This is a genomic window from Belnapia mucosa (genome assembly GCF_016775475.1).
Taxonomy (GTDB): Bacteria; Pseudomonadota; Alphaproteobacteria; order Acetobacterales; family Acetobacteraceae; genus Belnapia; species Belnapia mucosa.
The window spans coordinates 863,242-887,564 of sequence record NZ_JAEUXJ010000001.1 but is presented as its reverse complement, the minus strand read 5'-3'; the positions used below and the strand labels follow the sequence as shown (position 1 = coordinate 887,564).

General features: G+C 64.4%; 27 protein-coding genes. 12 read left to right on the top strand and 15 right to left on the bottom strand.

Annotation, left to right across the window (positions count from 1 at the left end; all coding sequences use genetic code 11):
• Positions 1-6: 6 nt before the first annotated feature.
• On the top strand, positions 7-741 hold the full coding sequence (locus JMJ55_RS04395) for an SDR family oxidoreductase (RefSeq protein WP_202824245.1): 735 nt from the start codon (positions 7-9) through the stop codon (positions 739-741).
• Positions 742-871: 130 nt separating this feature from the next.
• On the opposite strand, the gene JMJ55_RS04390 is transcribed toward JMJ55_RS04395, so the two are convergent.
• The 3 genes from JMJ55_RS04390 to JMJ55_RS32025 form a co-directional block, all read right to left on the bottom strand.
• Positions 872-1,309 (bottom strand): GFA family protein, encoded by a 438-nt coding sequence (locus JMJ55_RS04390; protein WP_202824244.1) that lies wholly within the window; start codon positions 1,307-1,309, stop codon positions 872-874.
• Positions 1,310-1,410: 101 nt separating this feature from the next.
• Entirely contained in the window at positions 1,411-1,599 is a 189-nt protein-coding gene (locus tag JMJ55_RS04385) for a DUF3606 domain-containing protein (RefSeq protein WP_202824243.1), read from the bottom strand.
• Positions 1,600-1,774: 175 nt separating this feature from the next.
• Positions 1,775-2,119 (bottom strand): hypothetical protein, encoded by a 345-nt coding sequence (locus JMJ55_RS32025; RefSeq protein ID WP_407927521.1) that lies wholly within the window; start codon positions 2,117-2,119, stop codon positions 1,775-1,777.
• 289 nt (positions 2,120-2,408) lie between these two features.
• Between JMJ55_RS32025 and panE (JMJ55_RS04380) the strand changes: the two genes are divergently transcribed.
• Positions 2,409-3,344, top strand: coding sequence for a 2-dehydropantoate 2-reductase (panE, locus tag JMJ55_RS04380; protein ID WP_202824242.1), 936 nt, complete (start codon positions 2,409-2,411; stop codon positions 3,342-3,344).
• A 224-nt stretch (positions 3,345-3,568) separates the two neighbouring features.
• On the opposite strand, the gene JMJ55_RS04375 is transcribed toward panE (JMJ55_RS04380), so the two are convergent.
• Entirely contained in the window at positions 3,569-4,165 is a 597-nt protein-coding gene (locus JMJ55_RS04375; protein WP_202824241.1) for a hypothetical protein, read from the bottom strand.
• A 250-nt stretch (positions 4,166-4,415) separates the two neighbouring features.
• Between JMJ55_RS04375 and panE (JMJ55_RS04370) the strand changes: the two genes are divergently transcribed.
• Positions 4,416-5,354, top strand: a complete 939-nt coding sequence (gene panE / locus JMJ55_RS04370) for a 2-dehydropantoate 2-reductase (RefSeq protein ID WP_202824240.1) — start codon at positions 4,416-4,418, stop codon at positions 5,352-5,354.
• 125 nt (positions 5,355-5,479) lie between these two features.
• Here the strand turns inward: panE (JMJ55_RS04370) and JMJ55_RS04365 are convergent, their stop codons facing one another.
• Positions 5,480-6,832, bottom strand: a complete 1,353-nt coding sequence (locus JMJ55_RS04365; protein ID WP_202824239.1) for a tetratricopeptide repeat protein — start codon at positions 6,830-6,832, stop codon at positions 5,480-5,482.
• Positions 6,833-7,225: 393 nt separating this feature from the next.
• On the opposite strand from JMJ55_RS04365, the gene JMJ55_RS04360 reads away from it, so the two are divergent.
• The 3 genes from JMJ55_RS04360 to JMJ55_RS04350 are packed head-to-tail and all read left to right on the top strand — an operon-like array spanning position 7,226 to position 8,890.
• Entirely contained in the window at positions 7,226-7,519 is a 294-nt protein-coding gene (locus tag JMJ55_RS04360; RefSeq protein ID WP_202824238.1) for a nitrilase-related carbon-nitrogen hydrolase, read from the top strand.
• A 5-nt stretch (positions 7,520-7,524) separates the two neighbouring features.
• Positions 7,525-8,211, top strand: a complete 687-nt coding sequence (locus JMJ55_RS04355) for a nitrilase-related carbon-nitrogen hydrolase (protein WP_202824237.1) — start codon at positions 7,525-7,527, stop codon at positions 8,209-8,211.
• 40 nt (positions 8,212-8,251) lie between these two features.
• Positions 8,252-8,890: a glutathione S-transferase family protein gene (locus JMJ55_RS04350; RefSeq protein WP_202824236.1), complete on the top strand. Its 639-nt coding sequence runs from the start codon at positions 8,252-8,254 to the stop codon at positions 8,888-8,890.
• Between the two features lie 414 nt (positions 8,891-9,304).
• On the opposite strand, the gene JMJ55_RS04345 is transcribed toward JMJ55_RS04350, so the two are convergent.
• From JMJ55_RS04345 to JMJ55_RS04335, 3 genes are all read right to left on the bottom strand, one after another.
• Positions 9,305-9,778, bottom strand: a complete 474-nt coding sequence (locus JMJ55_RS04345) for a YybH family protein (protein WP_202824235.1) — start codon at positions 9,776-9,778, stop codon at positions 9,305-9,307.
• A gap of 12 nt (positions 9,779-9,790) precedes the next feature.
• On the bottom strand, positions 9,791-10,201 hold the full coding sequence (locus JMJ55_RS04340; protein WP_202824234.1) for a cupin domain-containing protein: 411 nt from the start codon (positions 10,199-10,201) through the stop codon (positions 9,791-9,793).
• Between the two features lie 90 nt (positions 10,202-10,291).
• The gene (locus JMJ55_RS04335) at positions 10,292-11,380 is read right to left on the bottom strand and encodes a class I SAM-dependent methyltransferase (RefSeq protein ID WP_236033348.1); all 1,089 of its coding nucleotides are present in this window, start codon (positions 11,378-11,380) and stop codon (positions 10,292-10,294) included.
• Between the two features lie 320 nt (positions 11,381-11,700).
• Between JMJ55_RS04335 and JMJ55_RS04330 the strand changes: the two genes are divergently transcribed.
• Positions 11,701-12,306, top strand: coding sequence for an antibiotic biosynthesis monooxygenase (locus JMJ55_RS04330; RefSeq protein ID WP_202824233.1), 606 nt, complete (start codon positions 11,701-11,703; stop codon positions 12,304-12,306).
• 62 nt (positions 12,307-12,368) lie between these two features.
• A complete protein-coding gene (locus tag JMJ55_RS04325) occupies positions 12,369-13,115 on the top strand; it encodes a maleate cis-trans isomerase family protein (RefSeq protein ID WP_236033347.1) in 747 nt (248 codons plus the stop codon).
• Between the two features lie 94 nt (positions 13,116-13,209).
• Here JMJ55_RS04325 and JMJ55_RS04320 read toward each other — a convergent pair whose 3' ends face one another.
• From JMJ55_RS04320 to JMJ55_RS04295, 6 genes are all read right to left on the bottom strand, one after another.
• Entirely contained in the window at positions 13,210-13,584 is a 375-nt protein-coding gene (locus JMJ55_RS04320; RefSeq protein ID WP_202824232.1) for a nuclear transport factor 2 family protein, read from the bottom strand.
• A 481-nt stretch (positions 13,585-14,065) separates the two neighbouring features.
• Complete coding sequence (locus JMJ55_RS04315; protein WP_202824231.1) at positions 14,066-14,431, bottom strand: response regulator; 366 nt, start codon at positions 14,429-14,431, stop codon at positions 14,066-14,068.
• A gap of 1,297 nt (positions 14,432-15,728) precedes the next feature.
• Positions 15,729-16,247 (bottom strand): hypothetical protein, encoded by a 519-nt coding sequence (locus JMJ55_RS04310; RefSeq protein ID WP_202824230.1) that lies wholly within the window; start codon positions 16,245-16,247, stop codon positions 15,729-15,731.
• 89 nt (positions 16,248-16,336) lie between these two features.
• A complete protein-coding gene (locus JMJ55_RS04305; RefSeq protein WP_202824229.1) occupies positions 16,337-16,759 on the bottom strand; it encodes a hypothetical protein in 423 nt (140 codons plus the stop codon).
• Positions 16,756-17,013, bottom strand: a complete 258-nt coding sequence (locus JMJ55_RS04300) for a hypothetical protein (RefSeq protein WP_202824228.1) — start codon at positions 17,011-17,013, stop codon at positions 16,756-16,758. The genes JMJ55_RS04305 and JMJ55_RS04300 overlap by 4 nt, the downstream gene beginning before the upstream one ends.
• Before the next feature lie 208 nt (positions 17,014-17,221).
• Positions 17,222-17,467, bottom strand: coding sequence for a hypothetical protein (locus tag JMJ55_RS04295; protein ID WP_202824227.1), 246 nt, complete (start codon positions 17,465-17,467; stop codon positions 17,222-17,224).
• Positions 17,468-18,550: 1,083 nt separating this feature from the next.
• Here JMJ55_RS04295 and JMJ55_RS04290 point away from each other — a divergent pair.
• Both JMJ55_RS04290 and JMJ55_RS04285 read left to right on the top strand, forming a co-directional pair.
• Positions 18,551-19,396 (top strand): hypothetical protein, encoded by an 846-nt coding sequence (locus JMJ55_RS04290; RefSeq protein WP_202824226.1) that lies wholly within the window; start codon positions 18,551-18,553, stop codon positions 19,394-19,396.
• 97 nt (positions 19,397-19,493) lie between these two features.
• On the top strand, positions 19,494-19,853 hold the full coding sequence (locus JMJ55_RS04285; RefSeq protein WP_202824225.1) for a hypothetical protein: 360 nt from the start codon (positions 19,494-19,496) through the stop codon (positions 19,851-19,853).
• A gap of 64 nt (positions 19,854-19,917) precedes the next feature.
• On the opposite strand, the gene JMJ55_RS04280 is transcribed toward JMJ55_RS04285, so the two are convergent.
• Positions 19,918-20,271 (bottom strand): hypothetical protein, encoded by a 354-nt coding sequence (locus tag JMJ55_RS04280; protein WP_202824224.1) that lies wholly within the window; start codon positions 20,269-20,271, stop codon positions 19,918-19,920.
• A gap of 1,154 nt (positions 20,272-21,425) precedes the next feature.
• On the opposite strand from JMJ55_RS04280, the gene JMJ55_RS04275 reads away from it, so the two are divergent.
• Both JMJ55_RS04275 and JMJ55_RS04270 read left to right on the top strand, forming a co-directional pair.
• The gene (locus tag JMJ55_RS04275; RefSeq protein ID WP_202824223.1) at positions 21,426-22,937 is read left to right on the top strand and encodes a hypothetical protein; all 1,512 of its coding nucleotides are present in this window, start codon (positions 21,426-21,428) and stop codon (positions 22,935-22,937) included.
• 1,175 nt (positions 22,938-24,112) lie between these two features.
• A complete protein-coding gene (locus JMJ55_RS04270) occupies positions 24,113-24,265 on the top strand; it encodes a hypothetical protein (protein ID WP_202824222.1) in 153 nt (50 codons plus the stop codon).
• Positions 24,266-24,323: the final 58 nt, after the last annotated feature.

The window sequence follows — 24,323 nt, the reverse complement described above, 5'->3', positions numbered from 1 at the left end:
TGTCGCGTGGCTCGGGCTGGTGACGAAGGGATCAGGAAGGCGAGGCGCTCGCCGCAAGGCGCCAACGCAAGTTTTATACAAACCGATGTTCTGCATGAGGCGCAGGTCGAGGCGATGGTTGGCAACGCTGTCACTCACTTCGACCGGTTGGATTGCCTGTCCAACAACGCCGGGGGTGGGCGGCCTCCTGCTGGTATCGCTGAGATGGACTTCAACAACTTCGACGCCGATATCGCTTTGAATCTGCGTGCCGTCGCGCTTGGTATGAAATGCGCGGCGCGGGTCATGCAAGGCCAAGGTTCAGGAAGCATCATCAATACCGGCAATGTGACCGGGCTGAGGACTGGGTACGCCTCGCACTCCTACTCGACCGCCAAGGCCGCGGTTATTCATCTCACCCGCTGTGTTGCGGTCGAGTTGGCTGCATACAACGTACGTGTCAACAGCATCAGCCCTGGCGCCATCGTGACGGGCATACTCGACAAGCGCAGCAGCGAAAAGACGAAATTGCAAACGGACCAGACCCTCGACCGGCTCAAATATTACTTCGCTACGGTCCAGCCGGTCCCCCGCGCCGGAATGCCAGACGAAATTGCCCATGCCGCTGTCTTTCTCGCCAGTGACGCATCGAGCTTCGTCAACGGCCACGACATGGTAATCGACGGTGGCATGGCAGCCGGGCGGGATTGGTCTGAGATGCAGGCGTTCCGCGCCGAAATAGGCCGCCGTATCAGTGGCTAGGCTAACAGGACGCTCTGGTCAGTGCGTGAACCCCACCTCACGCACTGGGTGGCGCCTCCTCGGAAGGCGACCGGCCTAGGCGGGGGACGTAATTTCAAACATTCTCCCGCGGCCAGCCGGGGGTTCGACCTCAGCCCTTCATGGTCGTGGGAGGGACTGTGTTGGCGGTGCGCCCTTGGGGGAAATGCTCAATCCCCGGCGGCAGGATTACCCAGGAATGCATCGACTCCTCGAACACCGAGGCGGTAGGCGCGGGATAGCCGGGGTCCGCGAAGGCGCCCACCACGATCTCATAGAGATCGGGGAACTTCTCTCCCGTCCAGCACACCGTGGTGCCACATTCCGGGCAGAAGTGATGACGGAGCTTCCGCCCCTCCTGACCATCGCGGGTGTAGACCTTGTGGTGACCTTCTAAGCGTACATCGGACTTTCGGTAGTAGGCATTGCAGGTCCACGGCACGCCGGATCGGCGCTGGCAGGCCCCGCAGTGGCAGATGGTCACACGGAGCAGTTCAGCGGAGACGATCGCGCGAAAGGCACCGCAGGCGCACTGGGCTGTCTTTTCCACTGACCATCTCCTGGCCGCCCTACCGTTAAGGCTTCCTGAGGGGCGTCGATCTCAGGCCAGCCGTCCAGCAATCCGACCCGTCTGTGCCGACCATCCGCGGCTTACCTCCGATCGGGCTTGCCAAGCGCCCGTCCGACGTTGACCGCCGAGGTGCCGACCTCAGCAACGGCGGCTCGCAACTGATCCGGCGTAACGCGCCACTTGTTGCACCACCCGACGACCTCCTCGCGCTTGTTCACATTCACCTGGGCACGCTCCCAGGTTGTAAGGTTCTTCGTCTGCGCCTCCATGCACGGCCCTCCCGGTCGGCCCGCCCTGCGTCAAGCCGACTTGCATTTAATGATTACGGGCTGGCATTCACAGTGCTGGCGCGACGAAAACCCCAGCACGTCCGCGTATGCTGACCGCGGTCCCGTCGTCGAACACGGGCCGCGGCACCTCTGCCATTGAAGTCGAAGGCTCCCATCATATGAACGGGGCTGCCCTGTCCTCGACGGACAAGACCATGGCTCGCTCGGGCGAAAGACTAAACTGACCGCTTTCGGGATTGTACGCGAGGTACTGGGATGCGGTTTGGCAGGACAGCCAACCGAGCAGGTAGCGCTCTTGGACCTTGGCTTGCTGAGCGAGTTCGCCGCAGGTCATGGGACCACGGACGTGCAAAAATCGGTAGAGACCTAAGGTGTCGCCTATCCGGGCAAATGACACATTTGCCGCGCCCCCAAGGTCACCGAGCGATTTACCGGCGGACTGCTGTAGCTTGGCGTTGTCGATCCCGCGCGGAGTTGGCGCATGCGTTCCCCCTGGCATAGCTCCCTCCGCGATGCATGACGATGGACTACGTGGAGTTGCGGTACGTACAGGCGGCCACGGCGAGGCGCCAGATTTTCACGCTTCCGCTCCGCCGTAAAACCTTAGCGTTCTGCTCGCCAACAATGCACGCGGGAACCGCATCCGAAACGGCACACGCGGGCGTTGTGGCATGGGAGTATTTAAGCCCGACCCGTACCGGCAAATAACCGATACCGGCAGCGCTGCATAATAGTTCATAATGCTAGGCGCAGACGCACTTTCCATTGACCGGAGAGAGGACGGGATCATGCGCATTTTGGTGGTCGGAGCCGGAGCGCTGGGCGGCTACTTCGGCGGCAGGTTGCTCGAAGCCGGGCGAGACGTGACCTTCCTCGTGCGGCCCCGTCGAGCCGAGCAGATTTCACAACATGGCCTGCGAATTGATAGCCTTCACGGGAACGCCGACCTGCACCCCCGCATGGTGCTGACGGGGGAGGTGAGCAGCCCCTACGATCTCGTCCTGCTCGCCGTGAAGGCTTATTCCCTCTCCGCTGCGATGGACGATCTTGCGCCCGCAGTCGGACCCGAGACCGCCATCCTGCCTGTCATCAACGGCATGCGCCACCTCGATGCGCTGATCAAGCGTTTCGGTGCAGAGCACATCCTGGGTGGGCTGGCGCAGATTGCCGCTACTCTCGGGCCTGAGGGACAGGTGGTCCATCGCATGGGGCCACTCCACAATCTCGTCTATGGCGAACTTCGAGGGGGTACGTCCGGGCGTGTGCGGGAGATCGCGTCCGCCTTCGAAGGGGTGAAGTTCGACTCGCGGGCCAGCGAGCAGATCACGCAGGAGATGTGGGAGAAATGGGTCGGCCTCGCCACTCTGGCGGGGATGACCTCCCTCATGCGAGGCAGCGTCGGCGACATCTTCGCCGCGCCGGACGGGCGTCGCACCACGCTGGCAGTGTTGGATGAGTGCCGGTCCACTGCGACCGCTGCTGGTTACGAGCCTCGGCCCACCTTCGTCGAATTCGCGCTGTCCATGTTGAAAGAAGGATCACCCATGACGGCCTCCATGTTGCGCGACATCGAGCGCGGCGGTCCCACGGAGGGTGAGCACGTTCTGGGTGACATGGTGGAACGGGCCGAGAGCTTGGGCGTGCCGACGCCTCTCCTGCGGCTCGCGCGCTGCCATGTGGCCGCCTATGAGGCCCGTAGAACACGAGAGCAGGCGGGGCGGTAGGTTTCAGTCATCGATCCAATGTTCGCTTAGCCAGAGGCGGTAACGGATGCCCGGAGAAAATGCCGCGCAGCCACGCGCATACCTCCTCCTGCGCCGCATCGCTCCCGCCTACGAGGACGCGCAGCGAGGAAGCCGCGAATCACTTCCCCGTACTTCGACACGATGGTGGGAACACTTACCTCGCGCACCGCGCCGCGTGCGCTTCGCCGTCGTCGCACAACGGGTCATACTCGGCGGTGATCACCAAGGTCGGGATCAGATCGCGCAGGTCCGAGCAAGGCCGCGTTGGCTTCCTCGAAAAGGCGCATGTTTTTGGCCACGTCGTAGCGCTCCTCTCGCAGCGTCTCTGGGTCCCACTCGCTGCGTTCAGTGCCGAAGAAATCCCCGCCATAGACATGAATGGCCCCAGTCAGGCGGGGAATGGGATTGGTCACAGAGTGGATGATGTCGCGGCCTAGAACAGTGCAGTCTCCCGTACGCAACGCCTTCGCACCTGCCGCCTCAACCTTGCCTTCGCTGCCTTTTACCCGGCGCCAGAAAATGTTGTCCTCGCAGCCCGTGTAGATGCCGATCACCGCCCAGATGCGGTGATCGTGTGGCATCAAGGTCATCTTCGGTCCCCAGACGATATTCAGAATCGTGAGGTCTGGGGCGTGGTATAGCTTATGGACTCCGGCACGGCGTGGCTCACCGAGCCCGGCCAGAACGCTGCCAGGGTTTGCGACCGCGCGAGCTACGGTCTCGCGGACGGCTCGGTACCCGCCACGATCTTGCACAAGTGCCGTACGGCAGTCAGCCGCGAACTGGTCAAGGTCAAACATCGCCCTGCCCTCCCACGCGGGCACTGATACCCGTGAAGGTCAGCGCCTCGGCTGGTAGGCAGCCTAGACCTTTCGAAGCCGCCGCAGCACGCGGGAACTACACTCGAAACGGCACACGCGGACGTTGTGGAGATTAGAGTAATTATACCCGCTCGGTATCCTGCAAATAACCAGTACCGGCAGTGCCGCGCGGCAGTCTATAATGGAGGCCGCAGACGTACCTTCCCCTAGCCGGAGAGAGGACGGAATCATGCGCATTTTGGTGGTCGGAGCCGGAGCGCTGGGCGGCTACTTCGGCGGCAGGCTGGCCGAGGCTGGGCGGGACGTGACCTTCCTCGTGCGGCCTCGTCGAGCCGAACAGATTTCACAACATGGCCTGCGGATCGAGAGCCAGCACGGCAATGCCGACCTGCGGCCCCGCACCGTGCTGGCCGGTGGCCTGGACGGCCCGCACGACCTGATCCTGCTCGCCGTGAAGGCGTACTCGCTCGACGCCGCGATGAACGACATGGCGCCCGCGGTCGGCCCCGACACGATGATCGTCCCCGTCCTCAACGGAATGCGCCACCTCGACCTGCTGGCCAAGCGCTTCGGCGCCGACCGTGTGCTCGGCGGCACGGCCGTCATCGCCGCGACCCTCGGCCCGGAGGGGCGGGTTGTCCAGGGCGCCATGCCCAACCATGACCTGATCTTCGGCGAGGCCGCGGGCGGCGGCTCGGATCGAGTACGGGCCGTCGCGGCGCTCTGCGAAGGGGCGAAGTTCGCGGCGCGGGCCAGCGAGACGGTCGTCGGAGACATGTGGCAGAAGTGGGTTGGGCTGGCGGCTCTGGCGGGGATGAACTGCCTGATGCGCGGCGCCGTCGGCGACTTCCTTGCCGCCCCTGGCGGACAGGAGGCGGCTTTGGCGCTCCTCGCTGAGTGCAGGGCCGTGGCCACGGCGGCCGGGCATCCACCGCGCCCGGAGTTCGTGGAGTTCGCCACGGGCTTGCTGACGCGGGAGGGCTCGCCACAAACCGCCTCGATGCTGCGCGACATCGAGGGCGGCGCCCCCACAGAGGGCGAGCACGTCCTGGGCGACCTTGCGGAGCGGGCGGAGCGTATGGGGGTGCCCACGCCTGTCCTGCGGCTCGCGCGCTGCCACGTCGCGGCCTACGAGGCACGCCGGAAACGCGAGCGGGCGGCGCCGTAGTGGGTCCCCCGGCCTCCGGCAGGTGGCCCGCGCTCCGCCCGCTTCACCATCAGCCGCTCATGACGACGAGTGCGCCCGTGGAGGGCGCACCACCCCTCCCCGACGCGCACTCTTTCTCGGCACTCTCAGTGGGGAATACGGGCTGCCACCTCGGCGTAGCCCACCCGCCGCTCCGGCGGCACCGGGTGCTGCCCTGCCGCCCGTTCCAGCAGCAGGCGCGCGTCCTCGTCCAACCCAGCCCTCACCGCGGCGTCGAGGAATAGCTGCTCAAGCACGTCCTGCTGGGCGTGACTGCCGCCCAAGCGGTACATCACCCCGAGCGCCGGACGCATAGCTTCCACCGCGGCTGCATAGTCGCCGCGGCGGTGCGCCAAAACCGCCTCGGAGACGGGGATGGCGGCGTCGCGCAGCACCGCCGCGTGGTCGCCCCTGTTCGCCTGCGCTGCCTCCCGCATCGCGCCCAGCACCCGGTCCGCCGCCTCCCACCGCGCCGTGGCGGCCAACGCCATCATCCGGTGCGGCAGGGTAAAGGGCGAGAGGTGGTCGCCGACCCGCGCCTCTGCCTTCTCGGCCAACTCCACCCAGCGGTCTCCCACCGCTACGCCGCGCAACTCCAAGCGGAACAACATCGAGGCGGCATTCTGCGCATCGACGATGAAGTCCGGCATCGCCTGCGCGAGCGGCGAGGCGAGATCGCGGAAGCGCCGGTCATAAAGGCCCAGCGCCTCCCCGAACTCCCGCCGCTCAAGGTGATACATCGCCCGGTGCCACCAGAGGTGGTGGGTGATAGCGTTGCCCCCCTCCCAGTGCTGCTCCAACCCGGACAGGAACCGGATGCCCTCGCCCCGGCGGCCCTGCATTTCCATGACGTGCGCCACGGCGTGAGTCGCCCAGAGGTTGGCCGGGTCGAGCATCAACGCCTCCCGGCCGGACGCCTCGGCGACGACGTAGTTGCCGCACTCCTCGTGGGCGAAGGCGCGGCTGGCGAGCACGGCGCCCCAACCCGGTACTGAGGCAGACCAGCGCGGCAGAACCCGCTCCACCCCGGCCAGCATCCGCTCCGGCCTGCCGGACCAGAAGGCAACGAAGTGGTGCATGCGGAAGGCCAGCACATCGCGCGGATGTTCGGCCAGGATGTCCTCCCAGGTCGAGAGCGCCCGGCTGACCTCGCCGTCGATCCAGAAGGATAACGCCTCGACGTGCCCCTGCTCCCGTAACGTCGCGCGTGAGAGGTGGCGACGGGCCTCGGCCAGCGCCTCGCGGGCGCGGGGCACGAAGGTGCCGTCGTACGCGGTCATGGGCAGGTAGCCCTTGAGGACGTGCGCCATGCCGAACTCAGGGTCGGCGGCGAGCACCGGGGCGATCCGCTGAGCCGCGTCGGCGCGGTGCATCAGGTAGCCCTCGACGGCATGGTCGAAGGCCCGCACCGCCCCCTCGGACGCGGCGGTAACAGCGTGGTCCTGGGCGTCCCTCGGCATAGCCAGTCCTCCTTTCCTCGCTGCTGGGGCCAGTGTGCTTCTCACGAGTAGGTTGGGCCTACCCGCACGTCACAGGATCGCAGTAGTCGGGACCCTCGATGCTTCAATCGATGTAGGTCATCCCTGCGGAGTCCCGGCGCCTGCGGATGCACCTGACGAATGCGTCCGAGAGGAGATGACCGGGCCTCGCTCGGTCACGATTGTAGTGCACTTTGCTTGAGCAGAGCACGCGCGAACCGCGCCCGGAACGCTACACGCGACGATTGCGGCGGCTGTGCGCGCGCCATTGGCGTCGAAGGCTAAGCACCAGTCTCGGCACCCTCGCTGACACAATTCCCTTGCCGCCGCTCCGGAACTTGCGGCTCCATTCCGCCAAGGAGCCGGGAGGAAGCCATGACCGATTTCCCCGAGTTCGCCTTGGCCGCGGTGCAGGCCACCCCCGTCCCCTTCGATCGCATGGCCTCGGCCGAGAAGGCGTCCGGGCTGATCGAGCAGGCCGCGCAAACGGGAGCGGTGCTCGCGGCCTTCGGGGAGTGCTGGCTGCCGGGCTACCCCTTCTTTGTTGGCAATCGACAGAGCCCGCTTATGTGGAAGGCGGCGGCCGAGTACATCGCCAACGCCATCACGGTCCCTGGTCCGGAGACGGACATGCTCTGCGCCGCGGCGCGCCGCGCCGCGCCGGGATAGACGTGGTGATCGGCGTCGCTGAACTCGACCCGCGCACCCACGGCACCGTCTATTGCACCATGCTGTTCATCGGCCGCGAGGGCCGCTTGCTCGGCCGCCACCGCAAGCTCAAGCCGACCCATGCCGAGCGGATCGCCTGGGGCGATGGCGATGCCTCCGGGCTGTGCGTCCACGAGCGCTCCTACGGCCGCATCTCGGGGCTGAACTGCTGGGAGCACCAGATGGTGCTGCCGGGCTATGCGCTGATCGCCCAAGGCACCCAAGTTCACGTCTCGACGTGGCCGGGGCGCGAGCCCGAGCAGGCTCCCTCCGCGCCCACCCCACTCTGGCCCCGCCAACTGCTGCTCTCGCGCGCCTTCGCCTCGCAAGCGGCCTGCTACGTGGTCGCATCCGCTGGCGTGCTCCGGCCCGCCGACGTGCCGGAGCGCTACCGCGACCTCATAGGGTCAGGGCACACGGGGCAAAGTTGCATCATTGACCCGCGCGGCGAGATCATCGCCGGTCCCGCCCCGGAGGGCGAGGACATCCTCGTGGCGCGCGGTTGCTCGCTTGAGGCGGTGATGGCCGCCAAGGCGGCGTGTGACACGGCCGGACACTATGCGCGTCACGACATCTTCAAGCTGCTGGTGGACGGCAGGCCCGTTGGTGCAGCGCGAGAGAAGCCGGACGCGGAGCCGCGTGCGGGGCTTTGATGCCGGGACCTAGGCCCGACCCACAGGAGGAGATTACGAGATGACCGTCTTGCTCTACGGCCCCGCCTACAGCACCTACACGCGGACGGCCCGGCTCGCACTTGAGGAAAAAGGGGTGGCCTATGACCTGCGCGAGGTAGATACCCTCGCAGGCGAGGGCCAAAAGGCGGAGCACCTTGCGCGCCATCCCTGGGGCAAGGTCCCGGTCTTGGAGCACGACGGCTTCTCCCTCTACGAGACCGTTGCCATTGCCCGATACGCGGACGAGGCGTTCCCAGGTCCGGCGCTACAACCGACCGACGCGAAGCACCGGGCGCGCATGGCCCAGGTCTGCGCTGTGCTCGACCACTACGGCTGGTCGCCGATGGTGATCACGGTGTTCGTCCAGCGCGTCGTCGTGCCGATGCGGGGCGGCGTGCCAGACCAGGGGGCGATTGACGGGGCGCTGCCGCAGGCCGAGCGCGTCCTGGCTGCCGTCGAGAGCTTGACGGACGGGGGCGAGTTCCTGATCGGCAGCGCCCTCAGCCTCGCAGACCTGCATCTGGCCCCAATCCTCGACTACTTCGTGCGCACGGAGGACGGCCGCGCGGCGCTGTCCCACCACCCACGCCTGTCCACGTGGTGGAAGCGCATTGAGCAGCGCCCCAGCGTTGCAAAGACGCGTCCGAGCTTCGGCTGAGCTTCCGCAACGAGCGTTGCTCCCTGCACGCCAGCGACCACAGCAATACCTTTGCCCAGCACCCCGCTTCTCCTGAGAGTTGGAAGCCCCTCCCTCGCTAGGCTACGACCGCAGTTCGACCCGGTTCGAGCGGGAGCGAGACCGTTCCGGCGGATCAGCCCTGAACCGGAGTGGTGTGCTGGCCTTCGGTCTACTTGCCGAGGAGCAATGCCCTCGCGGAGAAAATGCCTTCAAGCAAGACCGTGATTCCCCTCGCCGATGCGGCGAGCGCTACATCCAGGCAAGAGGTCGAGGTTGGGCAGGTCAGTGTGTTGCTGGCCATAGATGTCGAGCAGATGACTGTTCAAGAAATGCTGCGTGGCCGCACGGCCGAGGTCGAGCCGGTGGGCGTGGGCACCCGGTTTCGTTGCGGCTCTATTGCGGCACCCCGGCAGCATGATGGAGCACCATTAACCAGCGATCCCCCTGCTTCTGGAAAATGTTGGTGGACATTGAGGTCGCGGTGAAAGCCTCGCCGTTTGGCCGGTGCCCACGTAGCGTCTCGGTGCTGACCACCCAAGCCGTGTTCCCGTTCATGGCGACATGGGCTTCGTTTGCCGAGACCGAGACATCCTTGAAACGGGCAAATGTCTCCACGTAGCTGGATCGGACTGCATTCCAGCCGGACAGCGGTGCTCGGCTGAACGGATGTATGGCTGCGGCCTCAGGCGACTTGGCCCACACGGCTTCCATCGCAGTGATGTCCCGCACTGAGAACGCAGCATGATATGCGCTGTTCGCAGCCCGCACAGCGGCAGCCTCAGAAGATTGCGCCTTCTGGGCCTGCAATGGCGCAGCCAATCCAACCAGGGCGGCGGTCGTGACTGCGCCTATGCTTCTTCTCAGCATCAGGTTGTCCTTTCATTCGGGCCAGTAGGTGCTTGATGGGGACCGCAGAGTATCCCCAAGCGCGCTGCCCACGTCGTTGTCCACCGGGATCAGGATCGAGTGCCGGAGTTTGCCCAGCGCCTCGGAGAGGTGACCCTTGCCGTGCATATCCTCAATCAGGATCACCTCACCCTGGCCGATGGTACGAGTTTCTCCGTCGCTGGCCGTGATCTTGTGTGACCCGTCAAGGTTGATGACATACTGGCGTCGCGTCGCTGTGTGCCAGTCGAAGTGCCAGTCGCCGGGCGTTTTGCGGAAGATGATCCCCGCGGCGGGGAAGCGCTTGGAGGTCGTTCCGTCCGGCCCCTCCTCCGCCCACTCAATCTCAATATCGCGGAAGTGAGTTTCACCCGTCTCGTCGGCGTAGATGTTGTGGACGCGCATTACGCTTCCTTCCCCGGTGTTTTGATTTCCGCCGCGACTGCACCTGGGCGCAGTGACCTGCGCTCAGCCACTTTCAGGGTCTTTCCGGGGTTAAAGCCGAGCCTCAAGGATCATGTTAAATGGTGTCTCGGTGGCGCGGCGCACGCTGCCAAACCCGCCAGCGGTGATTGCCTCCCGCAGCTTGGCCTCGCCCGCCTGGGCGCCGAACGCGGCACCAACCTCCTGCGCAAGCGAGGTCGGCACGCAGAGCATGGTCGAGGCCGCGTAAAAAAGACGGCCAACCGGGTTCAGGTTGTCCTCAAGCCGGTCGCCTGCCATGGGCTCGACGACCATCCACGTACCGCCCGGCTTGAGCGAGCGGCGAACCTGTGACGCTACCCCCGCCGGGTCGCCCATGTCGTGCAAACAATCAAAGAAGGCCACGAGGTCAAAAGCCGCGTCTGGAATCTCCTTGGCGGTGGCAACCTCGAACCGGGTATTGCCCGCCACGCCATGTGCCTCGGCATGCTTCCGAGCATCTGCGATGGAACCTTCGTGGTAGTCGTAACCAACGAAGCGGGAGTTCGGGAACGCCTTGGCCATCAGGACGGTGGACCAACCGTGACCGCATCCCACGTCGGCCACATCAGCACCCGCTTCCAGCTTGGCGACCACCCCGTCGAGGGCGGGAAGCCACTGGGACAGTAGGTTGTTCTGATAGCCGGGACGGAAGAACCTCGCGGTGGCGCAGAACAGGCATGACGCCTGATCGCCCCACGCGAAGCCGCCACCCTTCTTGAATCTCTCCTGCACCTTCGGCTGTATCTCGGTCTGTGCCGCCATAAGGTCGAAGGCTCCCATCATGTAAACAGGGCTGTCCTCGACGGCGAACACCATGGCCTGCTCGGGTGGCAGACTGAACCGGCCGGTTCCGGGATCATAGGCGAGGTAGTCGGACGCGGCTTGGTGAGAGAGCCATTCGAGCAGGTAGCGCTCGTGGACCTTTGCTTGCTGGGCGAGTTCGGCGCAGGTCATGGGACCGCGTGTGTGCAAAATCCGATATAGACCTAAGGCGTCGCCCATCCGGACCAGCGGCACACTTGCTGCGCCCCCAAGGTCGCCAAGCATTTTGCCGATGAACTGCTGTAGCTTCGCGTTGTCGATCGCGCGTGGTGTTGGCGCCTGCGTTCCTTCCGACATAGCTGTCTCCACGGTACGTCACGAGAAACCATGTGGAGTTGCGCGACGTGCAGATCGCCCTGGCGAGGCGTCGGCCTCTTGACGCTGTTCCTCCGTAGCGAAACATTAGCGATGCATTCGCCACTGATGCACGCGGGAACTGCATCCGAAATGGCACACGCGAACGTTGTGGGCAGGGCGTTCAACGACTTCCGTTTAACACGGCGCTGTGTGCCCGCAGGCAGCCGCCCGAACTCCTCTGCTACACTCATGATCGTTGACCCGCGCGGCAAGCGGGGAGCAGCATTCCTTGCTCCTCGTGAGGACAGGTAGGGGCAACAATGCACATCATGATCAGCCGCTACGCTGGCGCTGCGGGAATGACAGCGGAAGCGGCGCCGAAGGCACAGCAGGGACTCGTCCCACTGCTGAGAGCCCAGCATGGCTTCCTGGGCTATGCTGTCTTGGGCAGTGAACAGGGTGATATTGTCTCGGTCTCCTTCTGGGAGAGTGCCACCGCGGCCGCGAACAGCCGCGAGAAACTCCGCGAATGGGTGATGGCCAACCTCTCCGGGCTCAGCGAACCGACCGAACGATTCATCGGCGATGTTGGGCCGCATGCGATGGTCGCGCCGCAGAGCGACAGACCGGATCAATCTCTCTACTGCATAGTGAGGAAGGCCGAGGGGCTGTCGGATAAAGCGTTACAAGACGAGGCCCGCAATGCCATGCTGGCAGCCGCCCAAAAGGCGCCGGGCTTCCTCGGCATTTACTACGTGCGCTCTGCCGAAAATCCCAGCCAGGGGGTCTCTGTCCTGCTCTGCGACACGCGCGAGCATGCCGCTGCCATCCACGAGGAGACGATGGAGATTTCGAAGCGGCAGCAGCCGCATGTCAACGTCAGGGTGGCAGCCTCGGGACAGACCGCCGTCTTGGCGATGGCCTAACCATCCCAACCGGAGGGTCAATAGCAATCCTAACGGGCTCAGACGACAGGGAAACGGAGATCATGGACACGCTCGGCTGGCGCATGAAGTTCGGCGTCCTCGTCCCCTCGACGAACACCTCCGTGCAACCCGAGTACGATGCCATGCGTCCACCCGGTGTCACCAACCACATGCGCGGCTTCCGCATCCCAAACGCGCCGACCCGGACCGATGCGGAGTTTGCGCAGCAGTTGGAGAACATGCGCGCCACCATGGTGGATGCCATGGACGAGGTGCTGACCCTCGATCCTGGCCATGTCATCCTCGCCACCGCAGCCGAGTCCGCAGGGGGAGTGGCCGGTGCCAAAATCCTTCGGGAGAGGCTTGAGGCCAAAAGCGCTGGGCGGGTCCGGGTGACGCTCGGAGCCGATGCCATTCTCGCCGCACTCGCCCACTACGGCGGCGTCAGCCGTATCGGGCTAGTCACTCCCTACATGCCGGTCGGCGACGAGCAGGCGCGGCGCTTCTTCGAGGACAGTGGCTTCAAGGTCGCGCGGGTCAAGGGGTTGCGGTGCGGCGGCCCAGTGCTGATCGCGCACACTTCGGAAGCCACACTGCGGGACGCTATCATCGAGGTGGACGGTCCCAACGTAGACGCGATCGTGCAGGTTGGCACCAACCTGCCAATGGCGCGGGTGGCGGCCATTGCGGAGTTCTGGCTGGGCAAGCCAGTCATTGCCCTCAACACGGCCACCTACTGGCATGCACTGCGCCAGTGCGGCATCGACGACAAGGTGCAGGGTTTCGGGCGGCTCCTGGCCAAGTTCTAAGCCCGTATGGGAACGGCGGTTTGCGTCATTGAGGGCATGTCAGTTCGACCGAGTTCTCTGCACCAAACGATTGAGGCCCGTTGCAAAGCGGGTTTCAGCGCGGCGCAGGCGAGGCCGAGACGTGGAGTTCCGCGAAGCGCCATTCTTCCCCATCGCGTAGAGCGGCGCCACTCACGCGCACTGCGGAGGTCCGATCCGGCCGAACGAGGCGGCAGACGGTTGCGAACAGGGCCACGTCCGGTGCAGGATGCTGGATGATGGCTGGGTCGCACGTCATCGTGCCACGCGCCGCGTTGGCCCACGCCTGTTCGAAGTACGTCCGAACCCCGCCCTGACCGCGTAGCAGGCCAGGAACAGTTGATCCGAAGAAGGCAGCATCCGGCCGGAACAGCGCCACCATGGCGCCCACGTCCAGGGTGGAGAAGTTAGCGGCAAACCTGTCGAGCGGTGCCTGTGGGCTCTCCGGCATCCGCACCCCTCCTCCAACCACCTGACTGTAGGAACTCTCCACCGTGGTGGGTCTCCGCCGTCTGGCGCGCTCCACTAGCTAGACGCCTGCGGCTACTCAGGCCGTCCGTGAGTGCCCACTCGCCAGCCGCCCGAACGCCTCCGTCACGGCCCGGAATGCGTCCGCGCTGCCTCCCGCATCCGAATGCGCTGTCTTGGCCGCGCGGCGATAACCCCTGCGGAGTTCGTCCCGTGTTGAAGGTATACGGTCGAGGCCGAGCACCAACAGGTCCGCCCTCCGAGGCGCAGAGGGCCAAGAGGTCCACACCGCTCCGGCGGCTAACAGCGGCCAACCCAAATCCACCGACCGTGCCGCCAGGGCTAGCAGGTCGGCGTTCAGGCGCGTGAGGATATCCAGCCCATCGATCATGCGACAGTAGCCCGTGCTCGAATGCGCCCCCTTGTCCAAGGAGGAGCAAGTTGTGCCCCGTCCAAGGAGCAGCTTACCGCGGTGAGCGACCCATCAACTCCCGCACGGCGGACACCAGCCGGGCGTTCCCGAAAGGCTTGGTCAGGAACCTCTCCTGCTCGCCAAAGGTGTGAGCCTGCACGCCCGCGGGGTTGCCGGTCATGATCACAACGCCAGCCTCGGGCCAGCGACGATGGACCTCCTCAGCCAGCGCAAGGCCGCTCATGCCTGTGCCGAGGTTCACATCCGTCACGACCACATCGGGTGCACCGGCCGTTTCGGTCATGGCGAGAGCTTGTTCCGCAGACGCGGCCTCTACCACCGCAAGCCCGTCGTCGTAGAGACCCTCTGCGACGATCTCCCGAACAAGAGCTTCGTCCTCGACGAGCAATACATCCATGTCTGGATATCCCCTGTGCTTTGTTCGTTTGGGTGAATTGTCAAGGCACCGGTTACAAGACGACATACATACGCGAAGTTCATAGCGGTTGCGTATGGAGGAGCAACTTCCGCTTAAAAGTTGGGAACGCAACGTTATTCCCTGCCTCCGGCTCGCCTGTAGGCTCGGTCCTACGGAGCTAGACCGGGCTTTCGTGCCGTCGCTCGACTGCGACCTGATCCGGTCCAGGGTTCTGGGTCTCAGCAGTAACTCGGCGTAGATGCGGCACTCTGAGTCGCTGCGCTGCGAGGCAGCGCCATTCCCACTACGTTTCGCGCATGAGGTATTGAGCCGAGACGCACTGGCAGACGCGTGCAGCCGAGTTTCGGACAGCCCACAGGCGATGAGAGGCTGGGCAGCCTACTGCACGCCTCTCTCAGTACTACAAGCGGTCGTAGCCGATCGCGGGCATGGGCGCGTCACCGGATGGCCGACGGCAGGTCACTCCGAGGTAGGATCGTAGCCGGGGACTGAGTCCCGCTGAACCTTGGCCTAGCCGCCGATAACTCGTTTCGCGTAACGGTTGAGCATCGCACGACCGACGGCCCAGGCGTCCTCCGCGGACCGATAATGGCGCGTCGAGCACCGGAAGGGCTCCGCCCCGCCCTCCTCGTAGATGGCCCATGTCCAGGGCGTTGGCGGGTTGGCCACGCGCTGGGCCTTGACTACCAGCCTCGGCACTGTCCCGCCTCCAAGCGGCGGGTCCACTTGCAGCTTGTTCATAACAACCTTGGTGCCACGTGCTTGGTCCTGCTGCGGTAGCGCCCGGCGGATCAAGAGGTTCTTGGACTACGGGCGGAACGGAAGGCGCTCAAGGTTGAGGTTCCGACCGGGTGGTAGTGTGCCGGAGTAGTGCATGGCCTCGACCGGCCAGATGTTCTACTTTTACCCCCACCATGGACCCGAGCTTCAACTTCACAGTCGGCGACCTTGCCTCGGACGAGGCTGTGCGACTCCGCTGCGACTGCCGGGTGCGGACCTATGGCCGGGCGGAACTCGCTGTTTTGGTCGGGCGAGATGCCCGGCTACACCTGATCGGATTGAGCCGGGACCTCTGGTGTCAGGAGTGCGGTGAGCCGCCGTTCATCGGGTGGGTCGTGTCGGCGGCTCGGAGCCGCTAGTGCACTGACGCGTTCAGAAGGTGCAGCCAGGGGGCCATCGCCTCGACTACCTTGGGTAAAACCTCGTAATCCTTGGACAGGCGTCGCTTGGAAGGCCAGCATCAAACCAGCCCTGTCGCCCCTTCGCAAAAAGGCATTTAGACCCCGCCCTTCCCCCCAAGAGGGTCGAACTTACCATCCCCTTTTTTCAGGGCGCGCCACGCTGCAACAAAGTCAGCCGACATTAGGCCCCGATTAGCCCGCAACTCAAATAACTCGACCACAGTCGCGGCACTCGCCATGTACCGCGCCTGCGCCTCAAAAGCAGGCCATCGGTAATCAGAGACAAGCCCTTGCTTCCGAAGGTGCCACGTCGCATGAATAAGGTTGAAATACTCTGTGAGCAAGAGCATGTGGCGAGCCCCCATCTTTTCGTAGAGTGGGCGCAAAGCAGGGTTGGTTGAAAGAAGCTCCTCAAGTAGGAGGGGGCTTTCCATTAATTCTCGCCAAAGTTCATTCAGTCGAGAGGCACTGGCTCCACCCTGCCAGTTGAGAGCCGCGAGAGCACCCTGCGCTTGCGTCAACGTCGCCCTTGCCTGTGCCCTCGCGTAGATCACTGAGCCAATGCTCAGGGCCACGCTGACAACGGCAATCAGAATAGAGGTATCGATCTGCACCGTCTCGTTCCTCTCTCTGCGCTGAGCCGAGGTCCACAGCATCGCATAACCACGTATTACAGCCTGCACCTTTCGTCTGTGTCGCTGCACTAGGTTCCGATGGAGGATGGTACAGGTAGGGCGCATGACGGCGGCCAAATGGCGCGAAGCCGATCCCGCAACCGTTCTTGCACCCCTTCACCGCGAAGTTCTAACCGGGCCTGCACGACAGGTTCGACTACAGCAGTGAAGGTGCCGCAGCGGACGAGGTGCTGTGTCTCCGCGAGACAACCCAGAGGTAGAAGATAGAACGGATCGTCATCCGGTTTCAGCCACTCGCCATCCATCGCCAGCGTCGGTAGAACGTTGAGGAAGCGGGCCTCGTCAGCCGCGGTCGGCAGATCGACGCCCAGCTTCGGTGCCATCGTGCAGATAACGTCCTCTGCGGCAAAACCCTGCCGCAGCACGTCATCGAACGCCTCAACATCCCTGGGCAGCATGACGAGCGCACATTCGATCCAGCCCCGGGTCATAGCTTCATCTCCGGGGCACCGTCGATCTTACCCTCGGCTCTGAGCAACCGCGCGAACGCGGCGGCTTGAAGGTCTACCTGCCCGAGTTCACCAAGCCTCTTGTAAAGGTTCAGCAGCACCGCAGCGCTGCATCCGCTGAATGCCCTGTCAGCAAGGTAGTTTGGCGCCCTGCCAAGAATGGCTCTGGAAAAGTGGCGCTTGGAGTGGGTGAGCCCACGCGTCCGCGCGGCTTCGTAGATGTCAGCAATGTTCATGGTCGGAGTCTCCACAGTGTTGTCCGACCTATTTATCCAGCGTGGTCGCTGCACCGACCACGAGCCAGTCTCCTCCCAGGCTCAACCCTACGCGGTCCTGCGGCCGAGCCTCAGTGCCCTTCCCGTCGGCCGGTCAGAGTACGATTGGCATGGGCTCCAAGCTCGATGCTGCGGAGGCGCTTGCAATGTGTTCGACAAACGAAGCTCGTTAAGGAAGCACAACGGTCCGTAGGGGCTCGACGCCGCGCTTCGCGTGAGCAATTTCCACCGCGTCCTCGATTGTCAGGTTCCATGTCAGCGAGATTGACCCGACAGCGCTAAGGGTCATGTCGGGCCAACGTCTTTCGAAAACGTCGAAAACTTCGGCTCGATCAATCTCCGCATGACGAACCAACAGCAGCAACTCGCTGTCGCCCGTCGCCATGCCCGCCAGCGCCATGCTGCGCCATGGCATCTTCTTCCTTGCAGTCCTGTCTCGCACATCTCGAACAGCACGGCGTAGACATATGACGGAAGCGCGTAGGCCACCAGGATGACGATCCAGCGGTAGGACGGCGAGGCTCACTAGACCACCATCTTGAACGATCCAACGTTGGAGACCCGACAGCCAACGTCGCCCAAGCGTAACCCGACACCATGTGCAGCCTGCTGAACGGCAGGTCCATGGCCGACCGTCATCGGAGCGCCGACCCACCCTCGCCGTCATGCAGCGGGCGAGCCGGTCGGCAATGCGTGCGTAGCCGCTGTTCCGCAATACTTCGATGACCTGCTGCTGCATAGCGGCCATTCCCGCCATTTGGCGTTGCGTCGTCATTTCCGTTGGGTCGGAGTGCGCCCGCGCTCTGCCTGCTTGCCGGTCATGCCAGCCAGCTTTTCTGAGACTTGCTCTATCTGCTGCTTTTGGTTTTGCTGAACCTGCTCCTTCCTCAACCCTGTGTTGGTTGACGTATCGCCTATTCCGACCGGGACGGACCGCCCGAAAATGAACTCCCTTGCGCGCATCGTCTCTCTCCTGCTGACCCGCGTATTTATATGTGGCGAGGAGTTCTGAGCCGGTGCGGCTGCAATCGCAGTGAGTTGCACCACTCACATGACGCGCGTGTTGCGGCTGAACGCCTGGGCGGTTGCCTCGCCCAGCGCCTAGGTCAATGCTGGCCATCGCATCGGTGGCAAACCGGAAGCAGGAGGAGAACGAGATGCCAATTTTTGGCCAGAAGCAACCTGATAGTTCCGCCGAAGCACCCGGCTCGCCGGACAGCCCGAAGCCACATGGCGACAAGTTGGCCGGGGCGGTGCAGGGCGCGAGCGGGGACGGGCGTCCCAACCAAGAAACCGGAGCTTCCGACAGTGCGCCGGGCGCGCCGGACAGCCCCAAGCCACACGGCGACAAGCTGGCTAGTACGGTGCAGTCGGCAGCGAAGGGAGGCTAGCCGCACCGCTGATCCGCATTCGGGGTTAGGAGGCGGCTCCCACGGGTAGCGCTCGCCTGCCCCGTCCCACGCATCTCTATCTTAAAGTGGCTTCTGCGGAGGAGCCGATGGGCAGCAAGCGGTATGGCAGCAAGGCCGAGTACGACCGGCTGCGCAAGGCAGCCAAGGCGTCGGACTGGATCGGCGCCAACCTGCGGAAGCGCGCCTGGGAGGCACTGGCCGTCGAGGTGTTCGGCCGCGAGCAGATCGAGCAGGCCAGGACCGCGCTGCGCGGTGAGGCGGACTTTGAGGATGCCGTAGACTTCGAAGGGGCGGAGTTCCGCTACAGAGTCGTGACCCAGCCCGGCGTCCGGCTCGCGGGCGACCCAACCGTCTACGACCCACCTCTCGCACCCGGCGAGATCGTGGAGGTTGAACTGGATTTCGACGGACCTGACGGGGCGCGGGTGGTGAACCGGCGCGTCCGCCTGTCCCGGCCGAACTTCCCGCCCGTCGCCCGCTGCACCCTGCTGGACGCACGTCGGCTCGATGACCCGCTGGGCCGCCTTGTCGCCGATCTCGTCTACAGCCCTGAGGAGTTGGAGGAGGCCCGGCGCGAGGCGGACGGACGGGAACCGGAGTATATCGAGTTCTCGGTCATCGTAGTGCCCGGCCAGCCGAACAACATCGATCTCGACCCGCCGCTGGCCGTCGGGGAGGTGATCGACGCCTTCCTGCTCGTGCCCTTCGCCGATGCGCAGCCAGCGGAAGCGCAGGACGAGATCGAGGCATATCTTGCACTCGGTGAGGTCGAATGCGAGCGCGTCGCCTACCGCCAGTTCCCCAGGAAGGCGCTGCCCGAGGGAGGGGTCGAGCGCTTCCAGGGTGCCGAGACCGAGGAGGTCTCCTCGGAGCGCGACGCCGCCATGGCGGGCTACACCATCATTTATGAGAAGGTGGTCGGCTCCGAGTGAGCCCAGTGGGCGGCAGGCGGGGATCGGCGGCTGGGTCATGGCCTCCCCCTACCCCACTGACCCGTGCCAACATGCCGGGATGAGCAGGAACACAGAATTGGACGGCGCGCGGACGGTGCGCATCCGCGCCTACCTGGGCGAGGTCCGAGATGTCGGACGCACGTTTCGCGTGACTGCCGACGCGGACCTCGCGGCCACTATGAAGCGTGCTGCACTTGCGGCCTTGCCCAAGACCGAAGGCTGGCACCTCGCTGTGTTCTCCGTCGAGCGAACCAGCGAGAGCGAGCGGATTGCGCCTTTTCTCGACCGACTGGCGCGCCGCCACATGGGCGAGCGCGACTTCGCTGCCGTGCTGGTGGCGACGCTCGACGGAGCGCGGGCGGTGCTCGCCGTTGCGGTGAAAGATACCGCGCTGATCAGGCGGCTACGAGCGGCACTCGTTGACCGAAGGCATTGACCCGGCGCGAGCGGCTGAGGAGGCCACCCCAGCGGCGAGTTATCCCGAAAGCCCGAGCCTGGGCTCAGACGCCGCCGTCCAGCCAGGGCTCGGCCTGTGACGACCTGCTGCGATCCACTTTCTCCTCGAAGGCCGCCGCATCGACGAGCATCGGCCCCATCAGCACCTCTGGCGGGTCGGGGATGATGTCGCGCATGTTGGCGGCCACCCACGCCTGCGCCCTCTCATTCGCCCGCAGGGCTGCGTCGCGGCTGTCGCAAACGCTAACGGCGATCGGTTGCCCGTCCTCGCTGACGAAGGCGTAGTAGGCCCGGAAGCCGGGCTGCTCCCTGAGCACCCGAATTAGGCCCTTGCCCACCCTGTGCGCGATCTCCTCAGGCTGCCCGCCCGAGGCGTATTTCCGGATCACAACGTACATGGCGCCCTCCGTGTCGCCGGAACCCGCCCGACATCGGCTGGCCCGACGCCCCTAGTCCGGACCTGCCGCGGCGTCTATGTCAAAGGAAACCGTGCCCAGCGCTCGGCAGCAGCGAAGTCCGGTCGGGCATCGCCCGTCCAGCGGATGCGGGTTTAGGTGGAGGCGCATGGCATACCTCTAAATGGCGCCCGGGGGCTCGGTGGCGACCATCTTGCCCCCGAACGAAGCCATCTATGCGTGCAGAGCGGCGGCGTCGCAGGATATCGCGTCGTGCCGCCCTGTGTCCCGCTGTGAGTGATGACTCTCGTCGAATGGAGGAAATCTGTCCGCTGCGTGTCAAGCGAAGCCATCGCTCGGCCCGCGACAGCAATTCTCGAACCCGCTTGCGTCCAGCGACCTGTTCGACGTGGCATGCATCACTGCACTACTGACTGCTCGACGAGAACACGGATGCGGAGCAAGCGACACGATGGGAACGGCGGACAAGGCGGAGCCCGCGACGCCTTGTTCGACGAGGGCCTTGGCCCGCTTCCTGTCGAGTCTGCTTGCGTCGGGCGGGAGCGCGCCTCGCGCGATCTCGCCCCGGTGCGGCCACTGAGTTCATGACTGAGTAATACGTCATCGCGGCTTGGTCCTACGCCGGATGTGCTGCCAGTCCGTTGGCTCATGGCGCCTCATCTGCCGTGTATTCCGCGCTGCTGATGCGCCAGCCGGTGGCATGCGTCGATGTCACATGGCGAGCGACACACGAACTACGAGGTCAGACCGAGTGCCGCCCGCATGGGGCTACGCCCCGCAGGCGTCACACGGCCTGCGCCTGACCTCGCGGCCAGCGGACGCCTTCGGCGCCCTCGCTCCTCCACGCGCCTACGCGCTTCGCGCGCAGTCGCGCATCGTCGCGTGCCCGGTCGGTCATGCGGTGTGGGTTCGTAGTGATTGAATGGTCGATTTTGCACATGTCGAGCAGGTATGATGCACCTGCGGCCGCGTAGCGGGCGCGCTCATGCACGGGCCTTCGGGATAAATACGTCACGAGCAATTCCTCTATAGACACGCGCCGGACGCATTATCCGGCGCCTATCCATTTGAGCCATTCACGACTCGCCGCCTTCGTGCGGCAACCACATTGGAGATGATACTTGATTCGAGTAGATGTGCTGGTCGGACCGCCGGGATGCGGCAAGACCAAAGAGTTGCTGGTCGAGATGACGAGCGTTCCGGGCCGTTACGTGTTCGCCTTGCCGACCACGGAGTTGATCGATGAGAAGCTGGGGGACCTTCACAACAAGGCGGCCAAGTCAGGCACTCGGCCGGTGATCCTTGCGATCCACAGCCGGGTGGCACGACGCCGCTCAGCGAGCATCAACCGCGAGATTGCCGAAGCTATCGAAGCATACTCTTTGCTGCCACATGTCATCCTCGTCGTCACCCACGAGGGCATGATGGCCACAGATTTCGCATGCGCGAGCAGCAGGCCGTGGCACGTTCGGATTGATGAGGTGCCGTCGGCGACGGTCGCTGGCGAATTCCGCATTCCATCGTCGTCGCGCTTCTTCGAAGCGTCCTACGATCTTTCGCCGGTTGAGGGGACGGAGTGGCATCTCGTCTCGCTGAGCGGCAATGCACCGTCGATGTCCGACATGATGGCCGACGATCTGGTCAAGGGAGTCTTGGCTTTCCACAAGCGGGCCAAATCCCCTCAGGGTATCTTCGTTGACGTGCCAGATTGGCGCGATGCCCGAGACCGCGACCGGACCGTGCGGTGGTGGTCGGCTTGGACGCCCGCTGAGTTGGCGCCCTTTGCCACGTCGATGATCGCGGGCGCGGGCTTCTTCCACAGCCTGACCCATCTAACGACCCGGAAGTGGTCCGGCGAGGAGGTGGAGTTCGTACGGAGGGAGGTTGAGGCCAACAACCGCGCAGGGAAGCCCAAGGTCCGCATCCGCTACTTCACGCATGGACATCGAGCCTCGACCGAGTGGTGGTTCCCCAAGGACCCGAAGAAGTCCCGAGAGGGCAAGCGCTGCCTTGCCGCCGTCTGCCGCCACCTCGAAGGCGTGCATGACCTTGGCTATTGGAGTGGAAACAACGAGGTGGTGAGCTACTTCGAACGACGCCTGGATGGCGAGCAGGTCCGCCCCAAGGTTGCGGGCTCCAATCTATACCGGCGCCACACCTCATGCGCGTTCATCTACAGCAGCAAGGTGCGGCCGGAGGACTCCATCCTGCTAAACGTGTTTGGACTGACGCGCGAGGAGGTAGAACGCGCCCGCGAGCAGGAGGACATCTGGCAGTTTGTCATGCGCGGTGCGATCCGCATGGCGGAGTTCGACAGCATCTACACCGTTTACCTCTATGACCGCGGACAGGCCGAGACGTTGGCTGAGATGCTTCGCAGCGAGGGCATCTCTGAGGATGTAACTTTGGAGCCCGTGCATGAGGCTGGCATCCTCGACGTGGAGCGGCCCAAGCCCGGGCCTCGGCCGGGCGCCAAGGCGGCTCAATCGGAGAAGTCGTTCGAGGAACGTGAGACGGAGCGCCGGGCAGCAGACCGGGAAAGGAAGCAGCGGCAGCGCGAGAAGGAGCGCGCAGCGAGGGAAGCTGCCGGGACGGTCAGGGGTCGCGGTCGCCCGACGAAGGACAGCGGCGCGGAGGCAAGCACGTGACGGCGGCGCGCCGCGCGACGTCGAGGAGGCCCAGCGCGTGTTGGCCGACTTCGCCGGACTGGCCCGAAAGGTGAACCCCATTCTGCTGCGGGCGGATTTGACCAACGTCAATCGCGTCCGCCGTGCTAGGAGCGTTCTCGCCTCCGCTCGGGACGCAAGCGACGGCCTTGGTGCCCTGATCGCTGGTATCCCGGCGGAGGGTGAAGCGTCCGGAGGTGCACAGTAAACCGATCGGCCTCGAACGTCGGCTCAGCCGCAGTAGCGCAGATGTTCGGAAGTCTCGGCTCTGGCTTCGGCGCTACATCGCCATCGTGTGGGTCCGCTTGCTCGGGCGGCTTGGGTCCTCCAACACCATGACAATGCAGAGGTCGGAAACCGCTGATGGACGATCTTCATCGGTCCCCGGTCATCATAGCGCAAATAGCCCTCGGTTGGGTGCCGCCAAGCGGCTGGGGGTGACGCACACCCTCCCGAGCGGCCTAGCACATCCGCTGTCTCGTCTACGAGGATTCGCAGGGGCGGTTTGGCCTCGGCCGCCCAGCACTCGACCGGCCTGCCGGGGCAGTGGAATACCGGGCCGAGCGCTGCGTCGAGGTAGAGGATGCCGTTCAGGCGCTCCGGAACCGTGGGACCTTCGTGACACTGACCTTGTACAAGATCAAAGTGGAGAACACGTAGGACTAGGACGCCGTGAATGACGACCGAACGGACGTGCACCACCCTACAAAAAACCGCCTGAAACAGAGGCTTAGCAGGCGTCCCTGCCACGAGACTGCACTCACAACAATCCCAGAAACCGTTATTCTTCTTGCACTTAGCAGGGCTGAGTTGAGATTGTGCCGCCCCAGCTACAACACGCAGCCTCCCTCGGCGGTCAGTGTTCCAGCAGCAGCAAGCGAGAGCAGCGATGATCATCAATGCGCTGCGATTTCAATCGACTAGAAGCCTATCGGAGCCCTCTCTCCTGTCGCAGTTCCGTGGGCGGCCGCCTTTGCCGGTCCGCTTTACGTCGAGCCAAGCCCGATCGTAGTCATGGTTCGCAAGCGCGTGTTGCAAACCGGCTGCTTGCGACGTCGAGAGGAGGCGAGAGCATGAGTCATCAACGGGACTTCGAAGTGGTGTTCGGGTATGTGCGGGGCGATCGCAAGAATAAGGTGATCATCTCCGGCTAGGAGTTGCTGGCGGCCGTCATCGAAACCGGAAAGGCCGTGCCCGTGAAATTCGTCTGGCGGCCGTTCGACAGCAAGGCTGAGTTGGAGCGCGCCGCGAAGGGCTCCGTCCATAACGCCGGAGACACCTGTGACGACCTGCCAGAAGTGAAATCTTAGAACGGTTCCGCAGCCCCGCCCGAAACCGCAACGGCATTGAGCAACCAAATCGATAGTG